We start from the raw sequence: 25,231 nt of genomic DNA, 5'->3' as shown, positions 1-25,231 counted from the left end.
AGCGGTATCACTGCAACGTAGCAACCGAAAGAAGACGGATCGAGACGCGATCCGTTGAGTCGATTACGCGGCGCGCGCTTCCTTCGCCTTGGGACGGAGATTTTTGTATCCGCACTTCCGGCAGCGGGTGGCTCGCTTGGAGTTGCGAGCGTTACAGCGCATACAGATCATCTTCTCAAGCATCCGTTTCTCTGCGGCGTCGAATTTGGCCATACCCCGCCTTTGCCCGTGGTGCATTTAATCGCTATGGTCCGGCTGCCGGGCGATGTGTTCACGAGATACGTTGTAGAACGAACACTTAGGAGTGGGCGACGCGTACGGCCCGATGATGGCGACCGATCCGATAGCATGGACGTTCGGTCCGCACAACAGCTGGCTCTCTCGGATCGCGACGTACGCACCGTACGGGATCGGCGGCGGACTGGGCCTCTTGGGAGTGCTGAGCGGCGTGACGCTCGCCGCGCTCGGGGTGTTCGACGGGTCGGCGCTGGCAGTGGCCCTAGTATTCGCGCTCGTCGGTGGGCCAGCGTCGCTGCTCTACTGGTGGGCTCTCGTGAGGTACGGGTCTAACGGATCGAAGTGGTTCGCACAGTACGCAGTCACATCCCAACTCACGAAACGGGGCGTGGCCATCGCGACGGTTGTCGGCGCGATCATCATCGCGACTTCGATAGCCATCGTGCCCGAACTACTGGCCCTGCTGTTCGCTGTCGTCGTACTATCGCTCGTTCTCGTCAGTCCGCTCGCGACAGCGGTCGACCTCGAGCCCGATGAGTGGCGGCTGACGCTCGGCGACGACGCGCAGTTCGGCGGCAAATTGATCGTGAACCTCGAGAACGTAATCAGCATTCGGCGACTGCCACTGGGTCCGCTATCCAGCTGGCGGGTCGTCGTGGTCCGCCGGGTTTACGGCTCGACGCTGTTCGTCCCGGTCCCGGACCGACACATCGAGACGGTCGATCAGGCCCTCGAACGGGGGCTCGCAGCGACCCCGACCGCGGAGCCGAAAACGCCGGGGACGACGCGGCCGATGCGAATCGTTCTAGCAACTATCGGAACTGGGTTCCTTGTGATCGCGGTCGGCTTCGGCGTCCTCGTCATCCGGACGGAGACGACGAACGGTGGACGTGCAGTCTATCCCGTCGTGCTCCTCGTCCTGTTCGCTGTCATCATGCTCGGCTACGCCGGCTACGAGTCGTGGCTCGCGCACCGCACCGCCGTGTCAGACGGGTAGACGATCCGTTCTTCCCCGTTACTCGTCTTCCTTGTCGGCCAGATAGTCCTCCTGGACCGCGACGACCTCGCTCGAGTCCGCACACTCGCTGTACCGCCGGAGCGGTTCCTCGTTGAGCGTCAGGAAGGTCTCGCCCCAGCGGAACGGCTCGAGCAGTTCCTCGGCTCGCTCCTGCTCATCGAAAATGCAACATGCACCCGCGAGCGCCTCGACGGTGGTCAGCCGGAACGGGCGACCATAGTTGATCGGGTTCGCAGCGACGAGAAACGGGAGCGCCCGATGGACCCCGCGCATCTGAAACGACGCTTCCTCGGCGGACTCCCAAGAGCAGTCGAGCGCGACCAGTGTCCCCAGTCCCTCCTCGAGATCGGCCGGCGAGAGCGCTTGCTCGGCGTGGGGGTTGAGCACGACCCCGTAGGGCACCTGCCCCATCGACCGGTACAGGGTCGCCTTGTCGAACTTCTCGAGGCGACGCGCGGTGCACTTCTCGGGGTCGTCGTCGCCCTCGTAGTAGACGTGACACTCCACACGAGGCGATAGGAACGGCCGAGAGAAAAGGATGTGGAACCGCGTCCAGAGGGGCAGAGCGGGCCGTCCAGTCGCCGGTTCCGAAACTCGTCAGCCGGGACTACCGTCGGACCGCCACCCCCGCGTCAACAAGTGCATCGCGAGGCTGCTGCTGAAGAGCAGCGTGGCGGGACCAAGCAGGACGAGCCCGGCCGGCTGGAGCACACCGTTGGCAGCGAGGAACGCACAGCCGATCAGCCCGTCGATGGTCGAGCGCGCCGCCGCCCACGAGTCGCGGCGCTCGCGGACGTCACGGATGAGGACGGCCGACACGAAGATGCTGATTCCGATCTGATCCCAGTGAATCCCACTTGCGAGTCCGTCGAGCATTGCTCTCCCGACCGATATCCCGTCGGGACTGGTTATCCCACTCACATGTATTTAATCGTTGCTTCGAAGGGGCGAACGGCAGCGCTCCGCGCTCGCGCGTCTCGAGCAACGACCGCGTCGGGAGAGTCCCACGCTTTTGTCGGTCGCGACGAAATGTCGGGTATGGATGCGGCCGCTCTCGTCCGGCGATACTACGACGCGATCGACGACCACGACTACGACGCACTCGAGACGGTCCTCTCTCCTGAGTTCGTCCAGAACCGCCCGGATCGAACGTTCGAAGACCGGAACGCGTTCGTCGGGTTCATGCGCGACGAGCGGCCGAACCTGGACACCAGCCACGAACTCGAGTCAGTGATCGCCGAGGGCGGTCACGTCGCCGTCCGTGGCCGCGTGATCGAGGAGGCCACCGTTCTCTTCGAATTCGCGGACTTCTTCGAGATCGAGGACGGGCAAGTCGTCCGCCTCGAGACGTATTCGCGGTAACTCACGCCGAACAGTTGTTCGGCCCGAGCTCGAGTTCGACCCGTTCCTCTGGCGGTAGCTCCCGCACGCCGCGATTGTACTCGATGATCTCTTCGTAGTTCGACGGCTTCTCGCCGGCGTCGGCCATGCGTTCGACGAACTCGTCTTCCGCGAGTCCGAGCAGGTCGATCTCCCGCCGCGCGTCGCGGACGGTCGTCCGGATCGGCTCGCCGGGCGCGCCGTGTTCGAACTCGCCGTCGGCGGTGACCGTTACGTGACCAGGCAGCACGACGAGGCTCTCCGGCTCAGCCAGAATCGTCCGGTGGAGCGTCTCGTAGAGCATTCTCGCACCCCTCTCGCCCTCGTCGTGGCTCGCGGTTTCACCGCTCGCGTCTTCCGAGGCACTACGTGCCTCGCTCTCCCCGAACTCGAGTTCTGTCCGCCCCGTCGAATCGACGTGTACCGTGTCGGCGGTCAACAGCGCCCGGTCATCCACCAGCAGATTGATCATCTCGCTTGTGTGGCCCGGAGCACACAGTGCCTTGATCTCGCGCTCACCGACCTCGAGCACCTCGTTGCGCTCGAGCGGCGTATACTCGTACTCGACGTCGCGTTCGCTTGCGCGCTCCCCGAGGTAGTACGGTACCTCGAGATCATCGGCGAGGTCACGGCTGCCGGAGATGTGATCGGCGTGGACGTGGGTATCGATCACGCCCGTGATCGTAAGCCCAGCCTCCTCGGCCGCGACCGCGTACTCATCGATATCTCCCGTCGGATCGACGATAACGGCCTCGCCCGTGGCCCCACAGCCGACGACGTAGCCCAGACACCCCTTCGCACGACGCTGGAGTTGAACGATCGTCAGGTCGCCCCCGACGTCGACCGAAACGTGGTCGTAGACGCCGCTCCAGCCCTTCATCCCGCCGTCGACGGTCGCCACGTCGTACTCGTCGGTCGCCGACTCGAGGCGCGTCGCGAGGTTTCCCGACGAGAGCCCTTTCGCACAGACGGTGATCACGCGCTCGGTGTCGCCAACGACGTCTCGGAGTTCCTCGAGGCGACCGTCGAGTTCTGCTTCCGGGTCGAAGGGGAAATTGACCGCCTCCGGGATGTGCCAGGCGTCGTAGCTGTCGGCGGGGCGGGTATCGAGGATGACGAACTCCGCGTCTTCGTCCTGCAGTTCCGCGAGCCGATCGGCGGAGAGTGTGGTGACCATGTGCGTCCGTACACCTTCGATCCACGTAAGTCTCGAGCGAACGGTGCGCGAGATCAGAGCGTTCATTTAACTGATATGGGCACGAAGGGTTCGGTATGGCTCTCTCCGATTTCGTCGCCGCCGTCGTCGCCGTCTTTCGCCGCCGCCCGGGCGACCTCCTGCCGATGTACGTCCTCGGCGTCGCGATCACTGCGATCGTTCGCGTCGTCCCGTTTACTGCGATCGGCGTCGCCTACCTCTATCTCGCGACGACCGGTCGGCTGGACACGATTCGAACCCAACTGGCCGAACTGGATCCCCCGCCGACTGATCCGACCACCGATCCCGAGGAGTTCGACGCGTGGGCCAGCGGCCTCGAGCCGATCCTCGATCAGATACTGACACCGCCGCTCCTTGCCCTCGCTGCGGTGACGGTCGTCGGAAGCATCGTGTTATTTGTCCTGCTGTCGGCCGCCGTCTCCGCAGGACAACTCGCGGCCTGTTACGGCCGATTGCGAAACGACCGCGGGCTCGTGGCCGGACTCGTGGGAGCCCGCCGCTACTGGTTGCGGTTTTTCGGGCTCTTCGTGCTCGAGTTCCTCTGTTGGAGTATCGTGCTCGTTACCGCCGGTATCGGGGCCGCACTGTTCGCCGGCGCGGTTTCGATCGCGACCGGGTCGACGCTGGGGTCCGTTTTGGTCGCCCTGCTTGCGGGTCTCGTAGCGGTCGTCATCCTCGTCGTCGTTCGGGCGCTGTTCGCGTTCGCACCGGTCGCGATCGTCATCGACGATGCGGGCGTCTTTGGATCAGTTCGAAGTGCCGGCGGATTCATCCGCGCACAGCCGGTGGAGGCGATCTTCTACTACGTCGTGGCGTTCCTGGCGATTGCCGGTCTGACAACAGTCACTGGTCTGCTCTCACTCGTCGACATCGTCGCGCTTGGGTCACTGCTCTCCGTGTTGGTCCTTCTTCCGGCACTTGATCTGTTGAAAACGGCCGTCTACTGTGACTATCGGGGGCGACTGACACCGCCGGACTCGCCAGCGCGTTCGCTTCGCGGCCAACTCTGGGCCGGACTCCGCCGCGGCTGGACCGAAATGACGTCGTTCGTTCGGACGACACCGGGAACACACGTTCTTGTCGTCGTCCTCGGCATCCTCGGGTTCTGGATCGGTTGGGCGGCCGCTGGCTCCTTCGTTGGGTCGTTCGAGACGTCGATCGCGGCCCGACTCGGGGGCTGGCTCCCGCCGGCGATGGCAGTCGAACTGTTCGGCAACAACTGGCTGGTCGCGCTCACGACAGCCTATGCCGGCGTCGCCCTCGCGATCCCGGCGATCGTCTCGTTGCTGTTCAACGGCGTCGCCCTGGGGATCATTGCTCGTCTCGAGGTCGATCCGCTGGAGCTCGCCGCCTTCGTCGTCCCCCACGGAATCATCGAGATTCCGGCGATCCTCGTCGCCAGCGCGCTCGGAATTTCCATCGGTGTCACCGCCTGGCGGACGTGGCGGGGTCACGTCGGACGGACGGCCCTCGCGGACGCGCTCGAGCGGGCGTTCTGGGTGCTCGTCGGCCTCGGTATTCTGCTGGCGATCGCGGCGGTCATCGAGGGATTCGTGAGTCCGTACTATTATCGGCTGTTCCTCTGACCGCCACACGACTGCATCGCGAGCGACTATTGATACGCCTCGAACTCCTTCCCGAACAATAGGAAGTAGGCAGTGCCGATCAGCCCGATGGCGGTCGCGATACCGAAGGCAACCGTCGGATCGCCAATGAACAGTTCGCCACCGGTCACGGGGTTCGAGACACCGCTCCACAGCAATCCACCGAGCGCGGCGCTCGGAATGACGATCAGGTTCCGCAGGAGGTAGTACGCCCCCGTCACCCGGCCGCCAGCGCCGGTCTCTGCTGGGCCGACGATCAGTGCTTTGTGCGCCGGCAGGCCAGCAAATCGCAGTCCGGAGAAGGCAAAGAGTCCCGCAAGGACGGTCGCATCGGCGGGCGCGTTGATCAACATGATCGGGAAGATCGCATAGACGGCGAAGCCGAGCGTGACGACCGGCTTGAGGCCGACCCGTTCGGCGGCCTTGGCGACGGGCAACATCGTCAGGAGGGCGACGAGCATCTCGATTCCAAGTAAGATCCCGAAGTACGACTGCGGCGAGAGGGAGACGGTGCCGACCGCCGGCAGAGACAGGGTGAGCCCCACCTCGAGAAAGCGAGTCACGACGATGACGAAGAAGACGTAGACCATGCCGTTGGCGAAGCGAACGAACGTATCGCCAACCAGCAGGGGCCGGAGTTCATCCGGCATCGACCGGAGATCCGCGAGCAACTGCGAGACGCCTTCGAACGCCTTGCCGACGTCGTCCTCGGGCCGATAGAGGACGTGCTGGACGACCGTTCCGAGCGCGCCGAAGACGACCGCGACGAGCAGGATGAGCTGAAACGCGGTGACGATTTCGCCGTCGCTCGAGCCGAACGGATAGAACAGCGCCGCGGCGAACAGGGGGCCAACGAGAAATGCCGTCCGGCGGAACGTCTCGGTGCTCGCGAAGCCGGCAGCCAGTTGCGAGGGCGACACCGCCTGTTTGACGATGGCGAAGGTGGCTCCGAGCCCGAAGGATTTCCAGGCCTGTGAGAGGAGCAATCCGAGAAAGATCACGACGATTGCCAGCGATACCGGACCGATCGAAACGTCTGCGAACGCGGGCGCGACCAGCCAGATAGCGAAGCCGACCGTCGAGCAGAGGCCGAACGCGGTCAGAGCGTATCGCGACCCAATCCGGTCCGAGATCGCCCCGCCGGGATAGGGATAGACGGCGCTGATAACATTCCCAAAGGACCCGAACAGGCCGATGACGACCGCCGACGCGCCCAGCGCTGACATGTACTCGGCCATGTATCGATTCGTCATCTGAAAGCCGAGACTGAACGCGAACATCGCCGCTGAGAGGACGAGCACGTCCCGCTCGAGCGCGAGGAACTGTCGAAACGGGTCCAGGGGATCAGCCGTTTCGTCCGGCTGGTCCTGTTCGAGGCTCATACGTCTCGGTGCGCAGCGAACGGGCTTGAAATTTGGTCCACCGGTAGCGTCGTACTCGACTGGTTCCGAACGGAACGACGTTCACCGACGGCCGTCCCGTTCGATGACCCACTCGAGACGGTGTCACCCGACAGCCGTCCCCGAATACTCGAGTTCGGGGGCCGGATACGACAAAGGGAAGCGCTCATTAGCCAGTAGTGTGAGTTTCGGCACATGGCTTCGTGGAAACGGGATTTCGCGAGCGGACTGATCGTTCTGGTCCCGATCCTCATTACGCTCTACGCGATCTATTGGCTCTACGGCCTCGTCGCCGGCCTGACGCCTGGACTCATTCTCGATCCAAACGCGCTCAAGGCGTTCATCCCCGGCGACGGCGAACAGGCGGTCCAAACCCGCGAGCAGGTCGCGCAGTTCCTCCGTGTGATCGTCGCCCTGACCGTCTTCATCATTCTGACGTTCTCTGTAGGCTATCTCATGCGAACGACCGTCGGGGGACTCGTCGAACGTCTCGTCGACAACATCGCGAACCGCGTGCCCGTGATTCGCGTCGTTTACAATGCCTCGAAGATGGCCGCCGAGACGGCCTTCGGCGAACAGGAATCGCTCCAGAAACCCGTCAAACTCGAGACCTGGGAAGGGCTCCGAATGACGGCGTTCAAGACGGGCAAGGTGGCCGACGACGGCCGCGAGGTGCTCTTCTTGCCGACCTCGCCGAACATCACGACCGGCTACGTCATCGAGGTCGAACCCGACCGGATCACCGAACTCGACGAGGACGTCGAGGACGCGCTGACACGCGTGTTGAGCGCCGGTTTCGGCGACGCTAACCACCGCGGCATGGATGCCGGCATCTCGATCGACGTGGTCGACGAAGCCAGAACCGACGGTAGGGACGGAGCCGAGCAGACGAACCAGGCTGACGACGACTAACGAAATTTTGCTCTCTCGCGATGCTCGAGGCGCGCTCCTAGACACGACAAGTACTTTCTCGAAGAACAGCAGGCAAGAGAGAGTCAAATAGAATTTCGAGACCGATCAGGCTCGTTTTACCGAAGAATAGCCCTTACACGTCGACGTATTCGAACCACTCGTCGTACTCCTCGGGGGCCTGTTCGACGATGTCGAAGAACTGCTGCTGGATTTCCTCGGTGACGGGGCCGCGAGAGCCGTTCCCGATGACGACGTTGTCGACCTTTCGGATGGGCGTGACTTCGGCGGCGGAGCCGGTGAAGAACAGCTCGTCGGCGGTGTTGAGTTCGCCGCGCGAGATGGAGACGTTGTCGTGGACGGTGTAGCCCAGTTCCTCCGCGATCCGGATCACGGAGTCGCGAGTAATGCCGTCAAGGATCGACTCCGACAGGCCGGGCGTGTAAACCTCGTCGTCGCGAACGAGGAAGATGTTCTCGCCGGGGCCTTCGGCGACGTTGCCCTCCTTGTTGAGGACGATCGCTTCCGCGTAGCCGTTCCGGCGAGCCTCCTCGCCTGCGAGCATGCTGTTGACGTAGAGGCCAGTGGTCTTGGCGTTGGTCGGAATCTGGCTCGAGGCGTGTTTCCGCCACGAGGAGATCATCACGTCGATGCCGTTCTCGAGGGCGTCCTCGCCAAGGTAGGCACCCCATGGCCAGACGGCGACGGCGGTCCGGGTGGGACAGTCTTTGGGGCTGACGCCGAGTGAGTTGTAGCCGTAGTAGGCGATCGGCCGAACGTAACAGGAGGGGAGTTCCTGGCGCTTAATGAGTTCTTTCGTCGCCTCGGTGAGTTCCTCCTTCGTGAACTCGATGTCCATCTCGTACGGTTTCGCGGACTGATAGAGACGATCGAGGTGTTCCTCCCAGCGGAAGAGCGCTGGCCCGTTTTCGGTGTCGTAACAGCGCGCCCCTTCGAAGACGCCCGACCCGTAGTGGAGGCCGTGTGTGAGCACGTGGATCTCTGCGTCGTCCCAGTCGACGAACTCGCCGTCCATCCAGATCGTATTCACAGATTCCATTTCATCGAAACTCATGACTGATACTCCCAACTTTCGCCAAATCACCCTTAACCCTTTCCGTAACCTGATCACAATATTTATTAGTAATTAGTACATTATATTAGTAATAATATCATTATACAATTTGACAATACTCCCCAAACAGATACTGGGAGAAATCATCGAAGACGACCGGTACAACTGACCAATGAGGTCGAATAGGCATGGCTACGTTGAATAGCGGTGCCCGGAAAAAGGGAATCCGAAAAGAACCGCTTGATAATCTCGGTGTGTTCAAGAGCATCGAGGAGGTTCCCGAACTCTACCATCTTTCAACGCACTCCAGGGAGTACGAAGATCGTGATGTGTGGGCGGAGTGGATGACGGACGAAAAGGATGGTCTTGCGGAATCCACCCGGAAGTACAAGTACGGTCGTGCTGAGAAATTGTGGAAGTCACACATGGAAAATCGGGGGCGTCACCATGCGCTTGCGAACCCATCAGATGTGGAATCATTCTTGGCCGACCAGTTAGATCAAGTTCAGAAGGAAACCGTGTGGAATAATCGATACGATCAGATCTATCAGTTTTATGACTGGTTGACGTTCCACGCCGATTATCCCCATGTATACAATCCCGTTCTCATGGCCGCTGTTAATAGAGGGGCCGCTCGAGAGATGTGGGACTATCGTGTTCAGAAATTGATCAAGTAACTATGCAGGAGTCTACTGAGAGCAAAAAGAGGAAGTTCGCACAACAGTTTGGAAACGAAACCGATCCATTGCAGGAGTTCGAGAATGGGTTTGAGGCAGTGAATGATAACCCGTTTGATTTATTCATAGATGAAGTCGTGGTGGAAAAAGACATCACCGAACAGTCGGTAAACAACTACACGTTCCCAATCCGAGAGTGGCAGGAGTTCATGCGTAAGGTAATCGATCGCCATCCTGCGTGTCCGAAGATTTCTCATGTTGAGAAGTACGCTCGGTGGTCGGTCGAGAAGGGTAATAGCCAGGCCTATGTGAACAAGAAGCTCCTGTTCATTGGGAAAGCGTTTGACTATTTCCAGAACGAGCCAGGGTTCCCACACGCCAAGACATATCACCCAGTCGACGCGGCTAAAGAGAAGATTGATTTCTCTCAGAAGAGCGAAAAGAAGCAGCCGTATCGACTGAGCAAGGAGGAGTTAGGTGAGAAGCTACGTGAGATCAAGCACATCCGAGATCGGGCAATCATCCTGCTGCAACTGAAACTCGGTCTTCGAGCATCGGAGCTGTGTAACATCAAGCTGTCCGAGACTCACATTAACAAGCCATATCTGCTTGACCACTACGATGAGATGGGCAAGTCACCGTCTCTTGACGGGCGTGAGAACGTGGTTTACATCCCGCACAACCGAGAGGGGAACAAGTCAAAGAGGTCGCGCACCTTGCCTTTAGACGACGAGGTTCGGGCGGTGTTATTAGAATACTTGTTAGCCCGACCGGATCCTGGAGAGCCGTGGCTGTTCCTCTCGAAGTCTCGAGGACATAAGATAGATGATACGATAGTGAACGACCGCTGGAAGCAGTATTGGCATCCTGAGTATGCTGAGTCGAAGAAGCACCGAGCGGTCACGTCTCACTTCGGACGGCACTTTTTTACGACGTGGTTCCGGGTTCGAAAGGACGCGCCGGAAGAGTTAGTCAAATACATGCGGGGAGATAAAACGGGTACTGGTCACGGGTCATATGGACAGGACGCTATCGACCATTACACTCACTCGTATTATGAGGATATTGAGCGATATTACCGGGACGAAATATTCAAAATAGCTTTATAATGAATCTACAGTATACGTGGATTAGATAGTTTCTTTCTATATGTAGTATATATGAACAATTCTCAGGATTCATATCGTGGTGACGTCCATCTCGTCGAATCCCACGATCGAGAATGTTGAACCAGACTGTACTACGCATTCGTGGGTCCGCTCGCGACCGGCGTCGAAAAACAGACGATTATCGACAGCGCTCGAGGACCTCGCTACCCTCGAGATAGGCGAAGCCGTTCCGATCGGCGTAGGCGCGGGCGTCGGCCGGTGAGAGCGCTTCGCCGGTTTTGTCGTCGAGCATCTCGCAGACGACGACGGCGGGCGAGCGGCCTGCAGCGTCGGCAAGGGCGAGTCCGAGTTCGGTGTGGCCCTCACGCTGGGCGAGCAGGTCGGGTGCGGCCTTGAGCAGGTGGACGTGGCCGGGGACCCGAAACTCGGCGGCGAAATCGGTCGCCTCGGGTGCCGCGGCGGCCGTCCCCAGTGCTCGAATCGTCGTCGAGCGGTCGTCGTCGGTGATTCCGGTATAGGTGTCTCGGTGGTTGACCGTCAGTGAGAACGACGAGCGCTCGTCGTAGCCGAGTTCGTGGTCGTCAGTCGCGGGGTGGTCGACGACGTCCGAGTAGAAAGGCAGATCAAAGGCTTCCGCGATGTCGTGGCCGAGCGCGACGCAGACCAGTCCGCCGGCGTCGTTGCGCAGTCGGGCGACGGCCTCGGGTGTGACGGCGTCGGCGTGGTAGATCAGGTCCGTCTCGCCCTCGCGGTCGGCCGCGTCGTGGACGAGGATCGGCTCACCCGCGCGCAACGACTCGAGGGCGTGTTCGAACGAGTTCACCGGCGCGTTCGCCTTCGAATTCGAGCCCGCCGCGCTGCCGTCGGCGTTTGACTGTGGGCCGGCATGATGACCAGTCATTCCCGATCACCCACCGAGACGGTGACGTGATCGCCGTCCTCGAGGGCGAGTTCCTCGCGGAGTTTGTCGGGGGCAATGACCTCGAGTTGGTCGTCGTCGTGGTGGGTGCGTTCGGGGGCGATAGTGTAGGCGTTCTCGTAGATGTCGCCCTCGGTCGTCTCGATCGTCGCGGGGTAACAGACGGCGGGGCCGTAGGTCCGTTCGTCCGATTCCCAGCCGTCGATGGGGACGGGCTCGAGCGAGGCCATGGCGCTGCGCCGGCGGACGCTGTCCTCGCGGAGGTCGACGTTCAGCGTGCCGGGGAACGGCTCGTAGCCGAGCCGTTCCTCGAACTGGTGCTTGTAGCCCGACAGGGAGATGTAGTGGCGACCCTCGCCCATCCCGCTAGTGACGGTGCCCTCGAGTTCGACCTGCGAGTCCGTCTCGAAGATGCGACGGTAGTCCTCGTACTCGGCGTGGAGCGTTCGCTCGCCGGTCTCCGTAATCTTGACCCACTGGCCGTCGCTGACCGTATCGCGATCGAGCAAGTCGGCACTCTCGAGGCGCTGGAGCCGCCGAGAGGCGGTCTGGTTCGATGCGTCGAGCCGTTCCGCGAGGTGAGAACAGGAGATTTTGACGTCGCCCTCGAGCCCGCCCTCGAGTGCGAGGAGTTTGAGCACGGCGAGTTCGTCGTGCCCGACGGCGGACTCAGCTATCACTGACATACACGCACCTATTCTCTAAGCTGGTAAAAGCATACCGAATGTGGCATGCGTCACGAAACTGTGACGAGGTTCACGAACGTTTATCGCGTACTCGGAGGTAGATGAGTAGGTGGAAAAAGCCACCGATCAGATAGATGCAGCTTCAGCTCCGGTTGGGTGATCGTGCTTCGAGAGGATGCAGATCGATCACACGTTCCGCTCGACTGGCACAATGAATTGCCACGCTCTCTCCAATCGACTCGCTCGCTATCGAGGCGTTCACTCCGTTCACCCCATGCAGCGCTTGCTCATACTGTCGGACAGAACTAGTTGACTATCGATCGCTGAATTCGTCCGTCTCCACAGTCGACGGACGATCTTTCGCGATCGACTCTGCAGTGACTTCTGTCCGACAGTATCAACCAGTGGAAGATGCATTTCGTCTTCCAAGCAGTCGCTCGTCGACTCGCGACGACCTCGCACATATTCGGGCCGCGGTTCGCCAGTAGCTCACGGCCTAGCGCGCCATGGGCACGGCCAGTCCGACGTGAGAATGACCCAACGAACGGTATTCTAGAATCCGTTCGACGACCGTTCATCCGATTGGTCCGCCTCTGAAGCGAGCTATTGGTCTTTCAATACGGGTGGGATAATGGTCATAACCTCTTGCACAATGCAAGCCGACGGGCTTTGCAGCGGACCGTTGAGCGTTGAGGCGTACTCGTATGAAGCGTCTCCTCGAGGCACTGTTTGGTTTAGTTGCGCTGACCGGTCTCCCGTATCTGATCTACCTCGGCGTCTACTATCTCAGGCGGCCGTCGGGAACACCCGCCGAGACGTGGCCCCGAGAGCCGTCGGTGAGCATCGTCTTGCCGACCTACAACGAGGCGGCGATCGTCGAGTCGAAACTCGAGGAACTCGTCGAACTGGACTATCCGATGGATCGGGTTGAGATCGTTGTGGTCGACTCGAGCGACGACGGGACGGCTGATCTGGTCGAGGCCTTCTTCGCCGGCCGGCAGGAACCGAAGTTAACGCTCATCCGCGAGGACGAGCGGCGGGGGTTGGCACCCGCGCTGAACGAGGCCTACGCCGCCGCGGCGAACGAGGTCGTCATCAAGACCGACTGCGACTCCCGGATCGCACCGGACGCTATCCGGAAGGCCGCCGCGAATCTCGACGATCCGTCCGTCGCGGCGGTGACCGGACGCAACGCCGAAGTCATCGGGGACAGCGAGGTTGAGCGAGGCTACCGCGACATCCAGACGATGATTCAAGTCTTGGAGTCACATATCGACTCGACGCTGATCTTCCACGGGCCGTTCTCGGCGTTCGAGCGCGACGCGATCGTCCCGATAGACGAGGACTCGATCGCCGACGACAGCGAACTCGCCCTCAAAATACGCCGCAACGGGGGGCGAGTCATCTTCGATCCGGACATTCACTACAAGGAAGCGGCTCACTCCGAGTTCGGCAAGCGCCGCGAGCAGAAGGACCGGCGCGCGATGGGGCTGCTCCGACTCCTGTGGCGACAGCGCGACGCGCTCGGCCGACATGGGGCCTACGGTCGCGTCGTCCTGCCCTTTAACTGGTGGTTCATGGTGGTCTCGCCGTGGCTCGTCGCGACTGGGATCGCCGTGGCAACGGTCGGCTCGCTGGCCGTCCTCGGGCCGTTCGGACTAGCGACTCCCGCCGGCGTCCTCACGTTCACGGCGCTCGGCTCCCGCGATGCCCTCGGCCCGCTCCAACCGCTGTACTCGCTGTTCGACAGCCAGATCTCGCTGTTTCGCGCGAGCGTCTCGCTCGTCCGCGCTCGCGCCAACGGGGACGAGGAGACCCACGACGGCACCTGGTCGCCCGACCGAGAGCTCCGGGAGGTGTTACAGTGACCGACGTGGCGATCCTCCACGACCGCTTCCCCGGCATCGGCGGCGGTGAGGAGTTCGCCATCGAGGCCGCCCGGGTGCTCGACGCACCGATCTACACGACTTACGTCGCGGTGGGCACGGAGATCCCGGACGACGTCGACGTGATCCCGTTCCAGCAGGCCAAATACACCTCGCTGCCGTGGCGGCCCTTCCTCGAGTGGAAAAACGAGGGCATGAACCCTCTCGAGACACTGAACGTGGCGCTGGACCTGACCGACGCCCACCCGGACCTCGCGGAGTACGACGTGGTCCTCGAGAGCGCGCCGCTGTCGAAGTACTACGTCCCCGAAGTCGACCAGCGGATCGTTCACTATCCCCACAGCCCGCCACGATGGCTCTACGACCTCTATCGAGACCGGCTCTCGTCGTTCGAATTGCCGTTCGTCGAGATCGGACTCAAGGCGTACGCGAAGGCGTGGCGGGCGCTGGACAAGGAGGCGAACGACTACGTCGACCGCTTCGTCGCGAACAGCGAACTGGTTCGGGACCGCATTCGGCGGTTCTACGACCGCGACGCGACCGTCGTCTATCCACCGGTGACCGGCGACTGGCGCAACGACGGCGATGAGGGCTACTTCGTCACGTGGTCCCGGCTCGCCCCCGAAAAGCGGATTGACATGATCGCGAAAGCCTTCGCCGGACTCGACGAGCGCCTCGTGATCGCCGGCGACGGGAAACAGCGCGAGCGACTCGAGGAGTTCGCGTCGAACTACGACAACATCGAGGTGCGGGGCTACGTCGAGGACATCGAGTCGCTCGTCGCGCGAGCGACCGCGGTCGTCTACGCGCCAAAACAGGAGGACTTCGGCCTCGTCGGAGCCGAGGCCATGATGGCCGGCAAGCCCCTGCTCGGCGTCAACGAGGGGTTCACCCGGTACCAGGTCCGGGAGGGACGGACCGGGCTGTGCTTCGAGCCAACCGTCGCGTCGATCCGCGAGACGGTTCGGCGGTTCGATCCCGATGACTTCGACGCCGGCGAGATCCGCGAGGAAGCCCGGCGCTACGAGTACGATCGCTTCGCGGCGGGACTACGTGAGGTTGTCGCCGAGACGGCGGCCGTCGACGCTCCACCGGAACGGGACCGAGAAACGGACCGCGCGGACGACGCTCGAGGATTCGGACAGCAGCGTGCCGAGGGGGTGCTCGATCAGTGACGGCGAGCACGACTGCCCGCGACCAGGACAGTGACTCGACAATTCGGACGGAAACCAAGATGTCGCGTCCGCGGCGAGCGGCGACGAGCGATCGGTGTCTGCTCTATCAGAACAGTGACGCACACCCCGCTCACCGGGTCTTCGCCGATGCCGTGAGCGCCGACCGCCGCCACTTCGAAACCGGCACTCGACCGCCCGAACCGGGCGGCAACACCGACCGGACCGTCGATCGGCTTCGGACCGCAGGGACGCTGCCCGCGTACGAGACGGTCATCGCGGAGGGGAGCGCGCCGCTCCAGACCGGACTCGCGTACAAATTGCGCCATCCGGGAACGACCCTCGTCTACCTCGCCGCGGACGAGACCTTCTATACGCTCTCCGAGCGGCCGACGCGATACCTCTGGCACGGACTCAGGCCGCTCTCGAACCGACTACTCGACGGCGTGATCGCGGTCGGCCGAGACGTCTCCCGCTGGGCGCGACCCTACATCGGCGATGTCCCGGTCGCGTACGTCCGGCCGCCGATCGCCGACGAGAAGTACGAGCGGCTCGTGTCGCTCTCCCCAAGTTCGCCCGCGGACCCGTTTACGATCCTCTCGGCGGGCGAAGCCAAACCCGCGAACGGCTACGATCGGCTGGCTCGAGCGGTCGGGCGGTTCGCCGGGACCGTCGATGCCGACGTTCAATTGGTTATCCTTGGGGACGGCCACGACGAGCAGCCGTATGCGGCATTGCCCCGCGTCGTCACACCCGGCTTCGTCGATCTGGACGGGTTCGCTGACTGGTTCGACCGCGCAAGCGTCTACGTCCAGTCGTCGCGGGGCGATGCGTTTCCCGTCGCAGCGCTCGAAGGAATCCTCTCGGGAACGCCAACGGTCGTCACCGAGGCGACCGGCGTCCGGGAGCTACTGCCGTCTCGACAAGTCGTCGCGCCGACCGAGGCGGGCCTGTTCGACGGGCTAGTGGCGTTCGCCGACCTGTCGCCCGCGGAGCGGCAGTCCATCGCGAGCGACCAGCGGATCCTCGTCACTGACCTGACCGAAACGAACCAGGGAGAACGATTCAGCGCCGCACTCGCACAATTCACATGACCGGAGACGCCCGCCCGAACGTCGTCGTCCTCTGTCTGGACACCGTCAGGAAAGACGTCTACGACCGGTATGCAACCCGCCTCCGAGAGATGGCGACCGTCCGCTTCGAGGGGATGCGGGCGCTCGGCGGCTGGAGCGTCCCGAGCCACGCCGGACTCCTGACGGGTTCGGTTCCGTCGGAAACGGGCGTCCACGCACACCAGCGTCGGTTCGACCCGATCGACGCCGAGAACACCTGGATCGCACCCCTCGAGCGGCAGGGGTACGAGTCTGTCTGTGTCACGTCGAATATCTACGCCAGCCCCGTCTTCGGGTTCGATCGTTTCTTCGATCGAACGGTTCCCATCTCGCCGAGTCGCAGGCTCCCCGCGGGGATGGACGTCCAGCGACACATTTCCGATCGATCGACCGACGGCATGGAAGCCTACGCTGATTTCGTCCGGCAGGCCCTCGCACACGACCATCCGCTGCGGTCGCTGTGCAACGGCGTCCTCCTCAAACTGGACGACGTGAGCCGGAAGCTGCCGATCGAGAAGCCGACCGATTTCGGCGGTCGTTCGATCGCTCGAGCCCTCGAGCGGGAGGTCACTGAGCCCGACGGCCCGGTGATCGCCTTCGCCAATCTCATGGACGCCCACGGCCCGCATACGCCGTTTCGCGGGTTAGACGACTCGATTCACGGCGTTTCCGCCGACTTCCACTCGAGTTCGTTCCGTGATTCGGACGTGAACGTCGCGGACGGCCTCGGCGAATACGCCGCCGATGTCGAGCGCGTTCGCCAGCTGTACGCGGCGACGATCGACTACCTTGATCAGGTCGTCGCGGACCTCGTGACTGCACTGGCGACCAGTGACGACCGCGAATCGATTCTGATCGTGACGGCCGACCACGGCGAGAATCTCGGCTACGAGTCCGACGGCTATCTCATGAATCACATGAGCAGCCTCTCCGAGGGGCTGTTACACGTCCCGTTCGACGTCATCACGACTGGTGATCGCGACATCGATCTCGCGGTTGACGGCACTGATACCCGTACCGGGTCCGGCGAGCGGAGCGCATCCGACGACACCACTGCCCGTCCCGTCGACGTGGATGGGCTCAGTTCCCACGCCGATCTCGGGGGCGTGATCCGGTCGCTCGCGAGCGAGGACCCCTTCGATCCGTTCGCCTTCGAGCGCGAGCGCGCTCGAGCCGAGATCGTCGGCTCCGGCTCCGGCATCCCGGAGGGCGGCGACGAATCGTACTGGGACCGGGGCCAGCGAGTCGTCTACCGGGACGATCGGAAGTACTACCGTGACCAACTCGGCACCGAGGCGGTGTACGACGTCTCCGGGCCGCCGTCGAAGCAGGTCGAGCGCCCCGACGAGACGGTCCCGGACGGCCTCTTCGAGTCCACCTTCGGCGACTGGGTCACTGATGACGAACACGACGAGCAGGCGTTCGGCGAAGAGGTAGACGCGGCGAGCCGCGCGCGACTGGAGGATTTGGGCTATCTATGAGCACGAGAGGATCGCGGAGACCTGTGAGTACGAGTCCGCTTCGGACGGTGAACACGAACCCATGACGGATACTACCCTGCTAGTCACGGTCGATTCACTCAGGACCGATCACGTCCAGTACATGCCCCGAACTCTGGACTTTCTGGACAACACCCACGATGCCGCCTTCGCCACGAGCACCGCGACACCCGGCAGCTTCCCGGCGATTATCGGCGGGGAGTATCCGGCCGGGAACGGACTTGAGTCGGCGGCGAGCGTCGCCCACGAGTTCGACGCCCCCTGCGTCGGGATCACGACAAATCATCTGCTCTCCCAGGAGTACGGCTACGCGGCCGGCTTCGACTCGTTCACGTCGCCGAAAGGCGGCGGCGAGTCGCTGAAGGACAAGGGTGCAATCTTGCTCGAGCGGGGATCGCTCCCCTACAAGATCGCCAGTTGGGGCTACAACCGATACCAGCAGCTCCGGAGCTACGTTGAGGAGACCGAGAAGTCGTTCCGGCCCGCGGACGCCGTCGTCGATCAGTTCCTGGCCGAGATCGACGGCCGCGAGGAGTGGTTCGGCTGGCTGCACTTCATGGAACCCCACCATCCGTACGATCCGGACGGCGCGGATATCGACCGGGCGACAGCACAGCGGCTCACCCGCCGCGTGCTCTCAGGCCGCGGATCCGACGAGGACGAGACCGCCGTCCGAGAGCTCTACCGACAGGAAGTCGTCGACCTCGATGCCCGTCTCGAGACCCTCTGGGACGCGATCCCGGACGGGACGCGCATCGTCTTCTGTGGCGACCACGGTGAACTGCTCGGTGAGGACGGGCTGTGGGGCCATCCTGGCGAGATGCGCCCGGAACTCCTGAACGTCCCGTTCGGCACGCGGAACGCCCCCGATCTCGGCGAGGTCGTCTCGCTGGTCGACGTTCCGACAATCCTGACCGGCTCCGAACACGGCGTCGGCACGCTCGATCGCGAAATCGCCTTCGCCGCCTACGGGGACCGAAAGGCCGCGATGTCAGCCGATCACATCACGACTGGCGAGGGAACATATCGACTCGAGGATACCGAACCGGTGGACGACCCCAGCCTCGAGCGGGAATTCGAGCGGTTCGATCCCGCCTACGTCGTCAAGGAAGACGCACTGCAGGAAGATCTGGAGGACCTGGGATACGCATGACGGTTGTCGTACTGGCGCTCGACGCGCTCGATGCCGGACTGGTCGACCACTTCGACCTCGACGCCGTCCGCCTCGAGTCGGGCGGCGAGATCGAGACCTTCGCGAACACGCAGGACGTTCCGTACACGCCAGAGGTCTGGGCGACCGTCGCGACCGGGCTCGAGCCGGCCGAACATGGGATCACCGGCGGCGGGACTAGCGAGTGGGCGAATCCGGCGCTCGACCTTGCCTCGACGGTCACTGGTCGCCTCGACGAGTCGACTCGGGGGACGCTCGGCAACTCGTTCGGTCACGGACCGGCACGCGCGAGCGCATCGGCGAGACGGACCGCGAGTCGATGTTCGACGCCGACGACGCGGTCGTCCACAACTGGCCGGGCGTCCACGATGGCCGGCCACTCCAGCGCGCCTGGGACCTGATGAATGCCGTGGCGGAGGGGATGTCCCGAAGCGAGTTCGAGCGCGAACTGTTCGGCCTCTGTGCCCAGCAGTTTGGCTGGGCCCGCGAGATGCTCAAACACCCGGTCTCGATCGCCGGGGTCCACGTCCACACGTTGGATGCGGCGGGCCATGCCTACGCCGACGACGAGGACGCATTGGGCCGCGCCTACGACCGCGTCGGCGGGTTCGTCGATGAAATCGTCGCCGCCCTCGGTGAGGACGACGAACTCCTCGTCGTCAGCGATCACGGCATGCGCGCCGCATTCTATCCGCCCGACGCGGGCGAGAAACCGGCGAGTCACTCCTGGCGCGCGTACGCGAGTTCCACGGCAGATACCTATCCGAAATCGGTCTACGACGTGCGGCGGTGGGCGGAGGAACGCGCGGCGGAGTCCGGCACGGGCGCGTCCGGTACCGACGAGGGGATCGATATGCCGACCGACCGCCTGCGCGAACTCGGCTATCTCGACTGACCGCTAGCACCGACCCTCTCGGCTGTCAGTCAGTATCGTGATTCGTCGGACTGTCCTCGACGAATTACAGACTCCGTATCTGTGGTCGATGTGTTACTCCGCCTGACCAACCGACATGCGGTGGCGCGCGCTGTCGGCTGGCCGAACGACAGTGAGGACAGCTGACGATACCGTGCGAGGGATAAGCGAACGAGTGTCGCGAGTGAGTGAATCGGCTGGGGAGGGCGTGGCCATTCCCTGTCGCCACGATAGCAGGCCGCTCATCGTCACCGTTTCTCCGGTACCGCTTCGTCTCTCTATTCTCACGTGTGTACAGCAGCTGTCTCCGCCGTTTGCAGACGGTAGTCGCGTTCAAACCTCTGATTATCCGAGTTCAGAGAGTTATCACCTCGAGTCCGGAGTTTCTGGACGATAGCAGAGGTAGTGTTCGCCTCGAGAAATAGCGGGAGGGAGATTTGAACCACGCCAACGTCGGTCGCTTCGCTCCCTCGTTGTCTACTTCAAATCTACTCTGAACTACTTTTGACGCTCACGTCACTCGTCATGGTTCGAAAGATGCGGAGCATCTTTCGTCATCAAGCGAAACCACCGGTTTCGCGGACAGGGCGATTCCGGAGGAATCGCTTGCAGTCGGCGCAACGCGCCGACGACCTCGCGAATCTTTGATTCGCTCAGTCACGAAACGACGAAGCCGTTTCGAACGACTCTGTTCCTCGTTGTTGTTCGCGTCGAGAAGTAGCGGGAGGTAGATTTGAACTACCGATCTGCGGGTTATGAGCCCGCCGGAATCTCCTGGCTATCCCATCCCGCTGTCTGTCTCTCTCTGCTGGCCACGATTAAGGGTTGGTATTCTCTTGCCGTTTCTGAAAGACAGGTGATCACTTCCCGTGAGATCCGCTATGGATACGTCAGTGGTGTATTACCGTGCGAATCGGTCTCCGATACCCTCTCAGAAACGGTTTCAGGCGACAGTCTATGTACCGCGGTTCGACCCGCGAGCGTCGTCTGTAAACTGACATTCCGATGTCGAACTGGTCACTTGCGGATTGTAGCCACCGTATAATTATGTCCCGTTCCGGTGGAGAGGACCGCAATGCGAATCCTGCTTTTGCGGACGTGGACGACGAACATCGGGAACGGCTTCATCGACTATGGGGCGAGAGCAATGCTCGAGCGGGCATTCCCCGACGCGGAGATCGTTGAAACGGGCGGCTATCCCAACCACGCAGCAGACACCGCGGCGCTGTGGGGCGGTACCCGGAAGCTCGCGCGGATGACGGGGTACGATCGATCCGACTACGAGTCCCCGACGCACCCGATTCGACGGAACACGGTGAATATCAGCGAACTGATCGACGCCGACCTAGCCGTCCTTCCGGGCTGCGTGCTCTCGAGACCGACGTTCCGGAAGTACTACGACACGCTTCGGCAGCTCAGGGAGCGAGACATTCCAATCGTCGTCATCGGCGGGGGCGGTGAAGAGTACGACGAGGACGAACGGAAATACGTCGAAGCTGTCTTCGACGCGCTCGATATCGACGTCCTGCTCACGCGGGATCGAACCGCCTACGAGGAGTACGGCGACCTCGTCGAGTACCTGTACGACGGCATCGACTGTTCGCTGTTCCTGGGCGACCGGCACCAACCGCCCGAGGCGAATCAGCCCTTCGACGTCCACACGTTTGACAAACAGGAGGAGCCCGACATCGACGGCGCATCGACGATCATCCGACCAGATCACGCCCCCTTCGACGAACCGTACCACTTCCCGGTCGGTGAGCGAGCGAGGGAACTGGTCGGCCTCGAGACGCCGCTGTTCGAGGCCGAAAACGTGTTTGTCTCCGATCTCGTGACCGATTACCTCTTCCTCTACGCCAACGCGGACGTGGTGCGGTCCGATCGGATCCACGCCTGTCTCCCAGCCCTGACCTACGGCAACAGGGCGCAGTTCTACTTCGACACGCCGCGAGCGAACCTCTTCGATCGGGTCCCGATCGAGGGAGACGTCACGAGCGAGCCGGTCCGGTTCGATATGGACGAACTCGAGCGCGAGAAGGACGCACAGGTCGAGGCGCTCGAAGAGGGGATCGCGACGGTCCTGTGAGCGTGACCGGAACTGCGACCGGAATCCGACAGTCGCCGTCTGGTGGAGAGGCGGGGCTGAAGCCAGCGACTGGGGCCCGCATTCGACGGCGACTACTGGTGTCGCATTCGGTTCGATTGCCAGGGACAGGTTCTTTGTGGGGGTATGGTAGGATGAGCGGACACGCGACCATGGGAGACGAGCCATCTATCGCCCTCGTCGTGCTCGATACGCTTCGAGCAGATTCCTTCAACGAGCACTTCGACTGGCTGCCAGGCGTGCAGTTCACGAACGCGTGGAGCACGAGCCACTGGACGGCCCCGGCCCACGCCTCGCTGTTCACCGGTCGCTACGCGAGCGAGGCCGGCGTGACGATCAAATCGCAGGACTTCGACCGACACACGACTCGCCTCCCTAAACTGCTCCAAGATCAGGGCTATCGGACGCGGGCGTTCAGCTGTAACGTCAACATCTCGGAACGGCTGGGCTGGCACCACGGATTCGACGAGTTCGACGGCGGCTGGCGGCTCCGCGGCCTCGGCGAGAACGTCTTCGACTGGGACGAGTTCATCGCCGAACACCAGTCCGACGGCCCGGAACGCTACCTCAGAGCGCTCTGGCACTGCGTCGACGGCGACTGCGATACGACCCAATCGCTGAAACAGGGGGCCCTGATGAAGCTCCGAGACATGGGGTTCAAGGGACGCCACCGCGACGACGGCGCGGCGGAATTACTGGCGTACGTTCGCGACCGATCGTGGGGCCGAAATCGGGAGTTCCTCTTTGCGAATCTCATGGAGGCCCACCGACCCTACGACCCGCCCGACGAGTACCGCACCTATCCGGACGAGGACCCGCCCCATTTCGACGGCGTGAAGGCTACGCTCGAGGAGCCGCCACACGATCCAGAGCGGATCACGACCGCGTACGACGACGCCGTCCAGTATCTGTCGGACATATACCGGGACATCTACCGGGAACTCGCCACCGACTTCGACTATATCGTCACGCTCGCCGACCACGGCGAAGCCCTCGGCGAGTACGATGCATGGGAACACGGCAGCGGGCTCTATCCGCCCGTGATGAGGGTCCCGCTCGTCGTCTCCGCACCCGGGCCGCGTGCCGACCATCGGACGCCCGACGCGAACGGGGAGCGAGCGACGCGGGACGCTCTCGTGAACCACCTCGACGTCTACGCGACGCTGCTCGACCTCGCCGGAATCGAATCGAACCGCCGTCGGGGCGAGTCGTTCCGACCGCTGCTCTCGAGCAACCCCGCTGCACCCGAACTCGAACTGCGGTCGAACGCGCTTTCAGAGTTCCACGGCATCTCCAGACGGCGGCGGCTCTCGCTCGAGGAAGACGGCTACGAGGTCGCGCCGGTCGACACCGAACGCCACGGGCTCGCGACGGCCGACTGTTACTACTTCGAAGACCTGACCGAGACCCGGACGATCGGCGACTGCGACCCAGCTGCCCTCGAGTCAGAACTCGATCGGCAGGTCGGCGATCTCGAGCGGCGAGAGGGCCTCTCGGAGGCGGACCTCTCCGGCCTCGAATCCCAGCTCGAGGAGCTGGGGTATCTGTGACCGTGGTTCCGATGCGAGCGACCGACCGAGTCGGCAATGGCTCTGCCCGGCCGTTGTCAGTGCGACCGAATGAGCGACTGCGAACGAGTCTCCAGCAGCGATGAGTGACGCGACATCGGTCAGTCTCGGCGGCGAGACGATCAAGGCGACGACCGCGAAGTTCGCAATGGCCGCGATCGGGTTTCTCGGAACGATCGTCTTCGCACGGATGCTCGGGCCGACCGGGTTCGGCGGCTACTATCTCCTCTTTTCGCTGGTGAAGATCGCCGATCGGGCGGTCAACGGATGGGGAACGGCGGTGAAAAAGCGGTATTCGGAGGCCGACGCCCCGTCGGGAGAGCTGATCGGCAGCCAGGGCCTGTTCACGGTGGTATGGACGGCACTGGCCGTCGCAGTCGCCGTCGTCACCTCGAGCTGGCTCGTTTCCTATACGGGGCTCCCCGAGGCACCGGTACTGTTCGTCCTCTTGCTGTTCGCGGTCACGCTCTTCGAACCGCTGGATCTGATCGTGCAAGCGCGCGGCCGCGTCGGGGCTTCGATGTGGACCGATACGCTCCGATCGCTTCTCACCTTCCCGTTCCAGCTAGGCCTGATCATGCTCGGGTTCGGCGCTGCGGGAATGGCGTACGGACTCGCCGCCGCGACGTTCCTGACGGTCCCAGTCCTTTGGTATTTCATCCGGACGCGGCCGGTCGCACCGGCCCGGGAGACCGTTACGAGCCTCTGGTCGTACGCTAAATACAGCATTCCGAACTCGTTTCTCGGGCAGGCCTACGATCGGTTCGACATCATCCTACTCGGCTACCTGCTCGCGCCCGCGGCCGCCGGCCACTACGAGGTCGCGCTCAAGCTCACGGTGCCGGCGACGTTCGTGACGATGGCCGCCTCGAGCGGGCTGATGGCCCGCGTGAGCCACCGTCACAGCGAGGGCGAGACGCTTGGAGCCGACATCTCGAACACGCTCTCCTTTACGAGCATCATTGCGATCCCGATGTTCTTCGGTGCCGTCGCGATGCCGGAACGACTCGTCGTAACGCTCTTCGGAGCCGAGTACGCCGCGGCCGCAGCGCTCCTCATTGGACTCGCGGCCTACCAGATCGCGAAGACCCAAGCCGGCGTGCTCACGAGCGTGCTCTACGGAATCGACCGGCCGGACATCAACACCCGGATTTCAGCCGTGACGCTCGCCCTCAACATCGTCCTCGGCGTCGCGCTGACGCTCGCCTACGGTGCGATCGGCGTCGTGATCGCGACGGCCGTCGCCGAGACGCTCCGGTACGCCCTCTCGGCCGTCGTCATCAAACGGCAGCTCTCCTCGGTCATCCTGTTTCCTCGGACGCTCGGCGAACAGTTCGTGGCCGGCCTCGTGATGTTCGCCGTGATCGTCCCCGTAGAGCGCGCCGCCACCGTCGACCAGTGGTATCACCTCCTCGCGATCGTCGCGCTGGGCGCGGCGGTCTACGGGACAGTGCTACTAGCGATCAGCAAAAAACTCCGCGTTACGATCGTCGGCATTCTCCGGGGGTCGCGACTCGAGCGGTGGCTTCCAAGATCGTGGTCGGAGCACGGTGTAATGGACTAACCGTGGGCCGGG

At 62.8% G+C, this 25,231-nt stretch carries 24 protein-coding genes and 1 tRNA gene; 16 read left to right on the top strand and 9 right to left on the bottom strand.

What is annotated here, in order from left to right; translation table 11 throughout:
* Positions 1-63: 63 nt before the first annotated feature.
* A complete protein-coding gene (locus K6I40_RS25060; protein WP_222917982.1) occupies positions 64-213 on the bottom strand; it encodes a 50S ribosomal protein L40e in 150 nt (49 codons plus the stop codon).
* A gap of 91 nt (positions 214-304) precedes the next feature.
* Between K6I40_RS25060 and K6I40_RS25055 the strand changes: the two genes are divergently transcribed.
* On the top strand, positions 305-1,234 hold the full coding sequence (locus K6I40_RS25055; RefSeq protein ID WP_255681861.1) for a hypothetical protein: 930 nt from the start codon (positions 305-307) through the stop codon (positions 1,232-1,234).
* Between the two features lie 18 nt (positions 1,235-1,252).
* On the opposite strand, the gene K6I40_RS25050 is transcribed toward K6I40_RS25055, so the two are convergent.
* Positions 1,253-1,762 carry a DUF367 family protein gene (locus K6I40_RS25050; protein WP_222917980.1) on the bottom strand — a complete coding sequence of 170 codons (510 nt, stop codon included), beginning with the start codon at positions 1,760-1,762 and terminating at the stop codon, positions 1,253-1,255.
* Positions 1,763-1,852: 90 nt separating this feature from the next.
* On the bottom strand, positions 1,853-2,131 hold the full coding sequence (locus K6I40_RS25045; protein ID WP_222917978.1) for a hypothetical protein: 279 nt from the start codon (positions 2,129-2,131) through the stop codon (positions 1,853-1,855).
* A gap of 162 nt (positions 2,132-2,293) precedes the next feature.
* On the opposite strand from K6I40_RS25045, the gene K6I40_RS25040 reads away from it, so the two are divergent.
* Positions 2,294-2,617 carry a nuclear transport factor 2 family protein gene (locus tag K6I40_RS25040; RefSeq protein ID WP_222917976.1) on the top strand — a complete coding sequence of 108 codons (324 nt, stop codon included), beginning with the start codon at positions 2,294-2,296 and terminating at the stop codon, positions 2,615-2,617.
* A gap of 1 nt (position 2,618) precedes the next feature.
* Here K6I40_RS25040 and K6I40_RS25035 read toward each other — a convergent pair whose 3' ends face one another.
* Entirely contained in the window at positions 2,619-3,812 is a 1,194-nt protein-coding gene (locus K6I40_RS25035; protein ID WP_222917974.1) for a rhodanese-like domain-containing protein, read from the bottom strand.
* Between the two features lie 95 nt (positions 3,813-3,907).
* Here K6I40_RS25035 and K6I40_RS25030 point away from each other — a divergent pair, with 95 nt between their 5' ends.
* Complete coding sequence (locus K6I40_RS25030) at positions 3,908-5,437, top strand: stage II sporulation protein M (protein WP_222917964.1); 1,530 nt, start codon at positions 3,908-3,910, stop codon at positions 5,435-5,437.
* A 26-nt stretch (positions 5,438-5,463) separates the two neighbouring features.
* Here the strand turns inward: K6I40_RS25030 and K6I40_RS25025 are convergent, their stop codons facing one another.
* On the bottom strand, positions 5,464-6,837 hold the full coding sequence (locus K6I40_RS25025; RefSeq protein WP_222917961.1) for an MFS transporter: 1,374 nt from the start codon (positions 6,835-6,837) through the stop codon (positions 5,464-5,466).
* A 213-nt stretch (positions 6,838-7,050) separates the two neighbouring features.
* Between K6I40_RS25025 and K6I40_RS25020 the strand changes: the two genes are divergently transcribed.
* Complete coding sequence (locus K6I40_RS25020; protein WP_222917959.1) at positions 7,051-7,767, top strand: DUF502 domain-containing protein; 717 nt, start codon at positions 7,051-7,053, stop codon at positions 7,765-7,767.
* 133 nt (positions 7,768-7,900) lie between these two features.
* Here the strand turns inward: K6I40_RS25020 and K6I40_RS25015 are convergent, their stop codons facing one another.
* Entirely contained in the window at positions 7,901-8,839 is a 939-nt protein-coding gene (locus tag K6I40_RS25015; protein ID WP_222917955.1) for a branched-chain amino acid transaminase, read from the bottom strand.
* A gap of 188 nt (positions 8,840-9,027) precedes the next feature.
* On the opposite strand from K6I40_RS25015, the gene K6I40_RS25010 reads away from it, so the two are divergent.
* The gene (locus tag K6I40_RS25010; protein WP_222917953.1) at positions 9,028-9,516 is read left to right on the top strand and encodes a hypothetical protein; all 489 of its coding nucleotides are present in this window, start codon (positions 9,028-9,030) and stop codon (positions 9,514-9,516) included.
* A 2-nt stretch (positions 9,517-9,518) separates the two neighbouring features.
* Positions 9,519-10,625, top strand: a complete 1,107-nt coding sequence (locus K6I40_RS25005) for a site-specific integrase (protein ID WP_222917945.1) — start codon at positions 9,519-9,521, stop codon at positions 10,623-10,625.
* Positions 10,626-10,803: 178 nt separating this feature from the next.
* Here the strand turns inward: K6I40_RS25005 and ribB are convergent, their stop codons facing one another.
* Both ribB and K6I40_RS24995 read right to left on the bottom strand, forming a co-directional pair.
* Positions 10,804-11,526: a 3,4-dihydroxy-2-butanone-4-phosphate synthase gene (ribB, locus tag K6I40_RS25000; protein ID WP_222917943.1), complete on the bottom strand. Its 723-nt coding sequence runs from the start codon at positions 11,524-11,526 to the stop codon at positions 10,804-10,806.
* A complete protein-coding gene (locus K6I40_RS24995; RefSeq protein WP_222917941.1) occupies positions 11,523-12,230 on the bottom strand; it encodes a CTP-dependent riboflavin kinase in 708 nt (235 codons plus the stop codon). Before K6I40_RS24995 ends, ribB begins: the two co-directional genes overlap by 4 nt.
* 704 nt (positions 12,231-12,934) lie before the next feature.
* On the opposite strand from K6I40_RS24995, the gene K6I40_RS24990 reads away from it, so the two are divergent.
* The 7 genes from K6I40_RS24990 (at position 12,935) to K6I40_RS28745 (ending at position 19,965) form a co-directional block, all read left to right on the top strand.
* Positions 12,935-14,098 carry a glycosyltransferase gene (locus tag K6I40_RS24990; RefSeq protein WP_222917939.1) on the top strand — a complete coding sequence of 388 codons (1,164 nt, stop codon included), beginning with the start codon at positions 12,935-12,937 and terminating at the stop codon, positions 14,096-14,098.
* Positions 14,095-15,291 (top strand): glycosyltransferase, encoded by a 1,197-nt coding sequence (locus tag K6I40_RS24985; protein WP_222917937.1) that lies wholly within the window; start codon positions 14,095-14,097, stop codon positions 15,289-15,291. Before K6I40_RS24990 ends, K6I40_RS24985 begins: the two co-directional genes overlap by 4 nt.
* A complete protein-coding gene (locus K6I40_RS24980; RefSeq protein ID WP_222917935.1) occupies positions 15,288-16,382 on the top strand; it encodes a glycosyltransferase in 1,095 nt (364 codons plus the stop codon). Before K6I40_RS24985 ends, K6I40_RS24980 begins: the two co-directional genes overlap by 4 nt.
* Complete coding sequence (locus K6I40_RS24975) at positions 16,379-17,881, top strand: sulfatase-like hydrolase/transferase (protein WP_222917933.1); 1,503 nt, start codon at positions 16,379-16,381, stop codon at positions 17,879-17,881. Before K6I40_RS24980 ends, K6I40_RS24975 begins: the two co-directional genes overlap by 4 nt.
* A 61-nt stretch (positions 17,882-17,942) precedes the next feature.
* A complete protein-coding gene (locus K6I40_RS24970; protein ID WP_222917931.1) occupies positions 17,943-19,052 on the top strand; it encodes a sulfatase-like hydrolase/transferase in 1,110 nt (369 codons plus the stop codon).
* Positions 19,049-19,471, top strand: coding sequence for an alkaline phosphatase family protein (locus K6I40_RS28750; RefSeq protein WP_255681860.1), 423 nt, complete (start codon positions 19,049-19,051; stop codon positions 19,469-19,471). Before K6I40_RS24970 ends, K6I40_RS28750 begins: the two co-directional genes overlap by 4 nt.
* Positions 19,390-19,965, top strand: coding sequence for an alkaline phosphatase family protein (locus tag K6I40_RS28745; protein WP_255681859.1), 576 nt, complete (start codon positions 19,390-19,392; stop codon positions 19,963-19,965). The genes K6I40_RS28750 and K6I40_RS28745 overlap by 82 nt, the downstream gene beginning before the upstream one ends.
* A 736-nt stretch (positions 19,966-20,701) precedes the next feature.
* Here the strand turns inward: K6I40_RS28745 and K6I40_RS24960 are convergent.
* Positions 20,702-20,776: transfer RNA gene (locus K6I40_RS24960), tRNA-Met, on the bottom strand.
* A 282-nt stretch (positions 20,777-21,058) separates the two neighbouring features.
* Here K6I40_RS24960 and K6I40_RS24955 point away from each other — a divergent pair.
* The 3 genes from K6I40_RS24955 to K6I40_RS24945 all read left to right on the top strand — a co-directional run bounded on the left by K6I40_RS24955 (position 21,059) and on the right by K6I40_RS24945 (position 25,219).
* Entirely contained in the window at positions 21,059-22,069 is a 1,011-nt protein-coding gene (locus K6I40_RS24955; protein ID WP_222917929.1) for a polysaccharide pyruvyl transferase family protein, read from the top strand.
* Positions 22,070-22,221: 152 nt separating this feature from the next.
* On the top strand, positions 22,222-23,637 hold the full coding sequence (locus K6I40_RS24950) for a sulfatase-like hydrolase/transferase (protein ID WP_222917927.1): 1,416 nt from the start codon (positions 22,222-22,224) through the stop codon (positions 23,635-23,637).
* A 100-nt stretch (positions 23,638-23,737) separates the two neighbouring features.
* The gene (locus tag K6I40_RS24945; RefSeq protein WP_222917925.1) at positions 23,738-25,219 is read left to right on the top strand and encodes an oligosaccharide flippase family protein; all 1,482 of its coding nucleotides are present in this window, start codon (positions 23,738-23,740) and stop codon (positions 25,217-25,219) included.
* Positions 25,220-25,231: the final 12 nt, after the last annotated feature.

It is taken from the genome of Natrinema sp. SYSU A 869, from assembly GCF_019879105.1.
In the GTDB taxonomy this organism is placed as follows: Archaea; Halobacteriota; Halobacteria; order Halobacteriales; family Natrialbaceae; genus Natrinema.
Note: the sequence above shows the minus strand (reverse complement) of the source record. Positions and strands in the feature narration are given on the sequence as shown.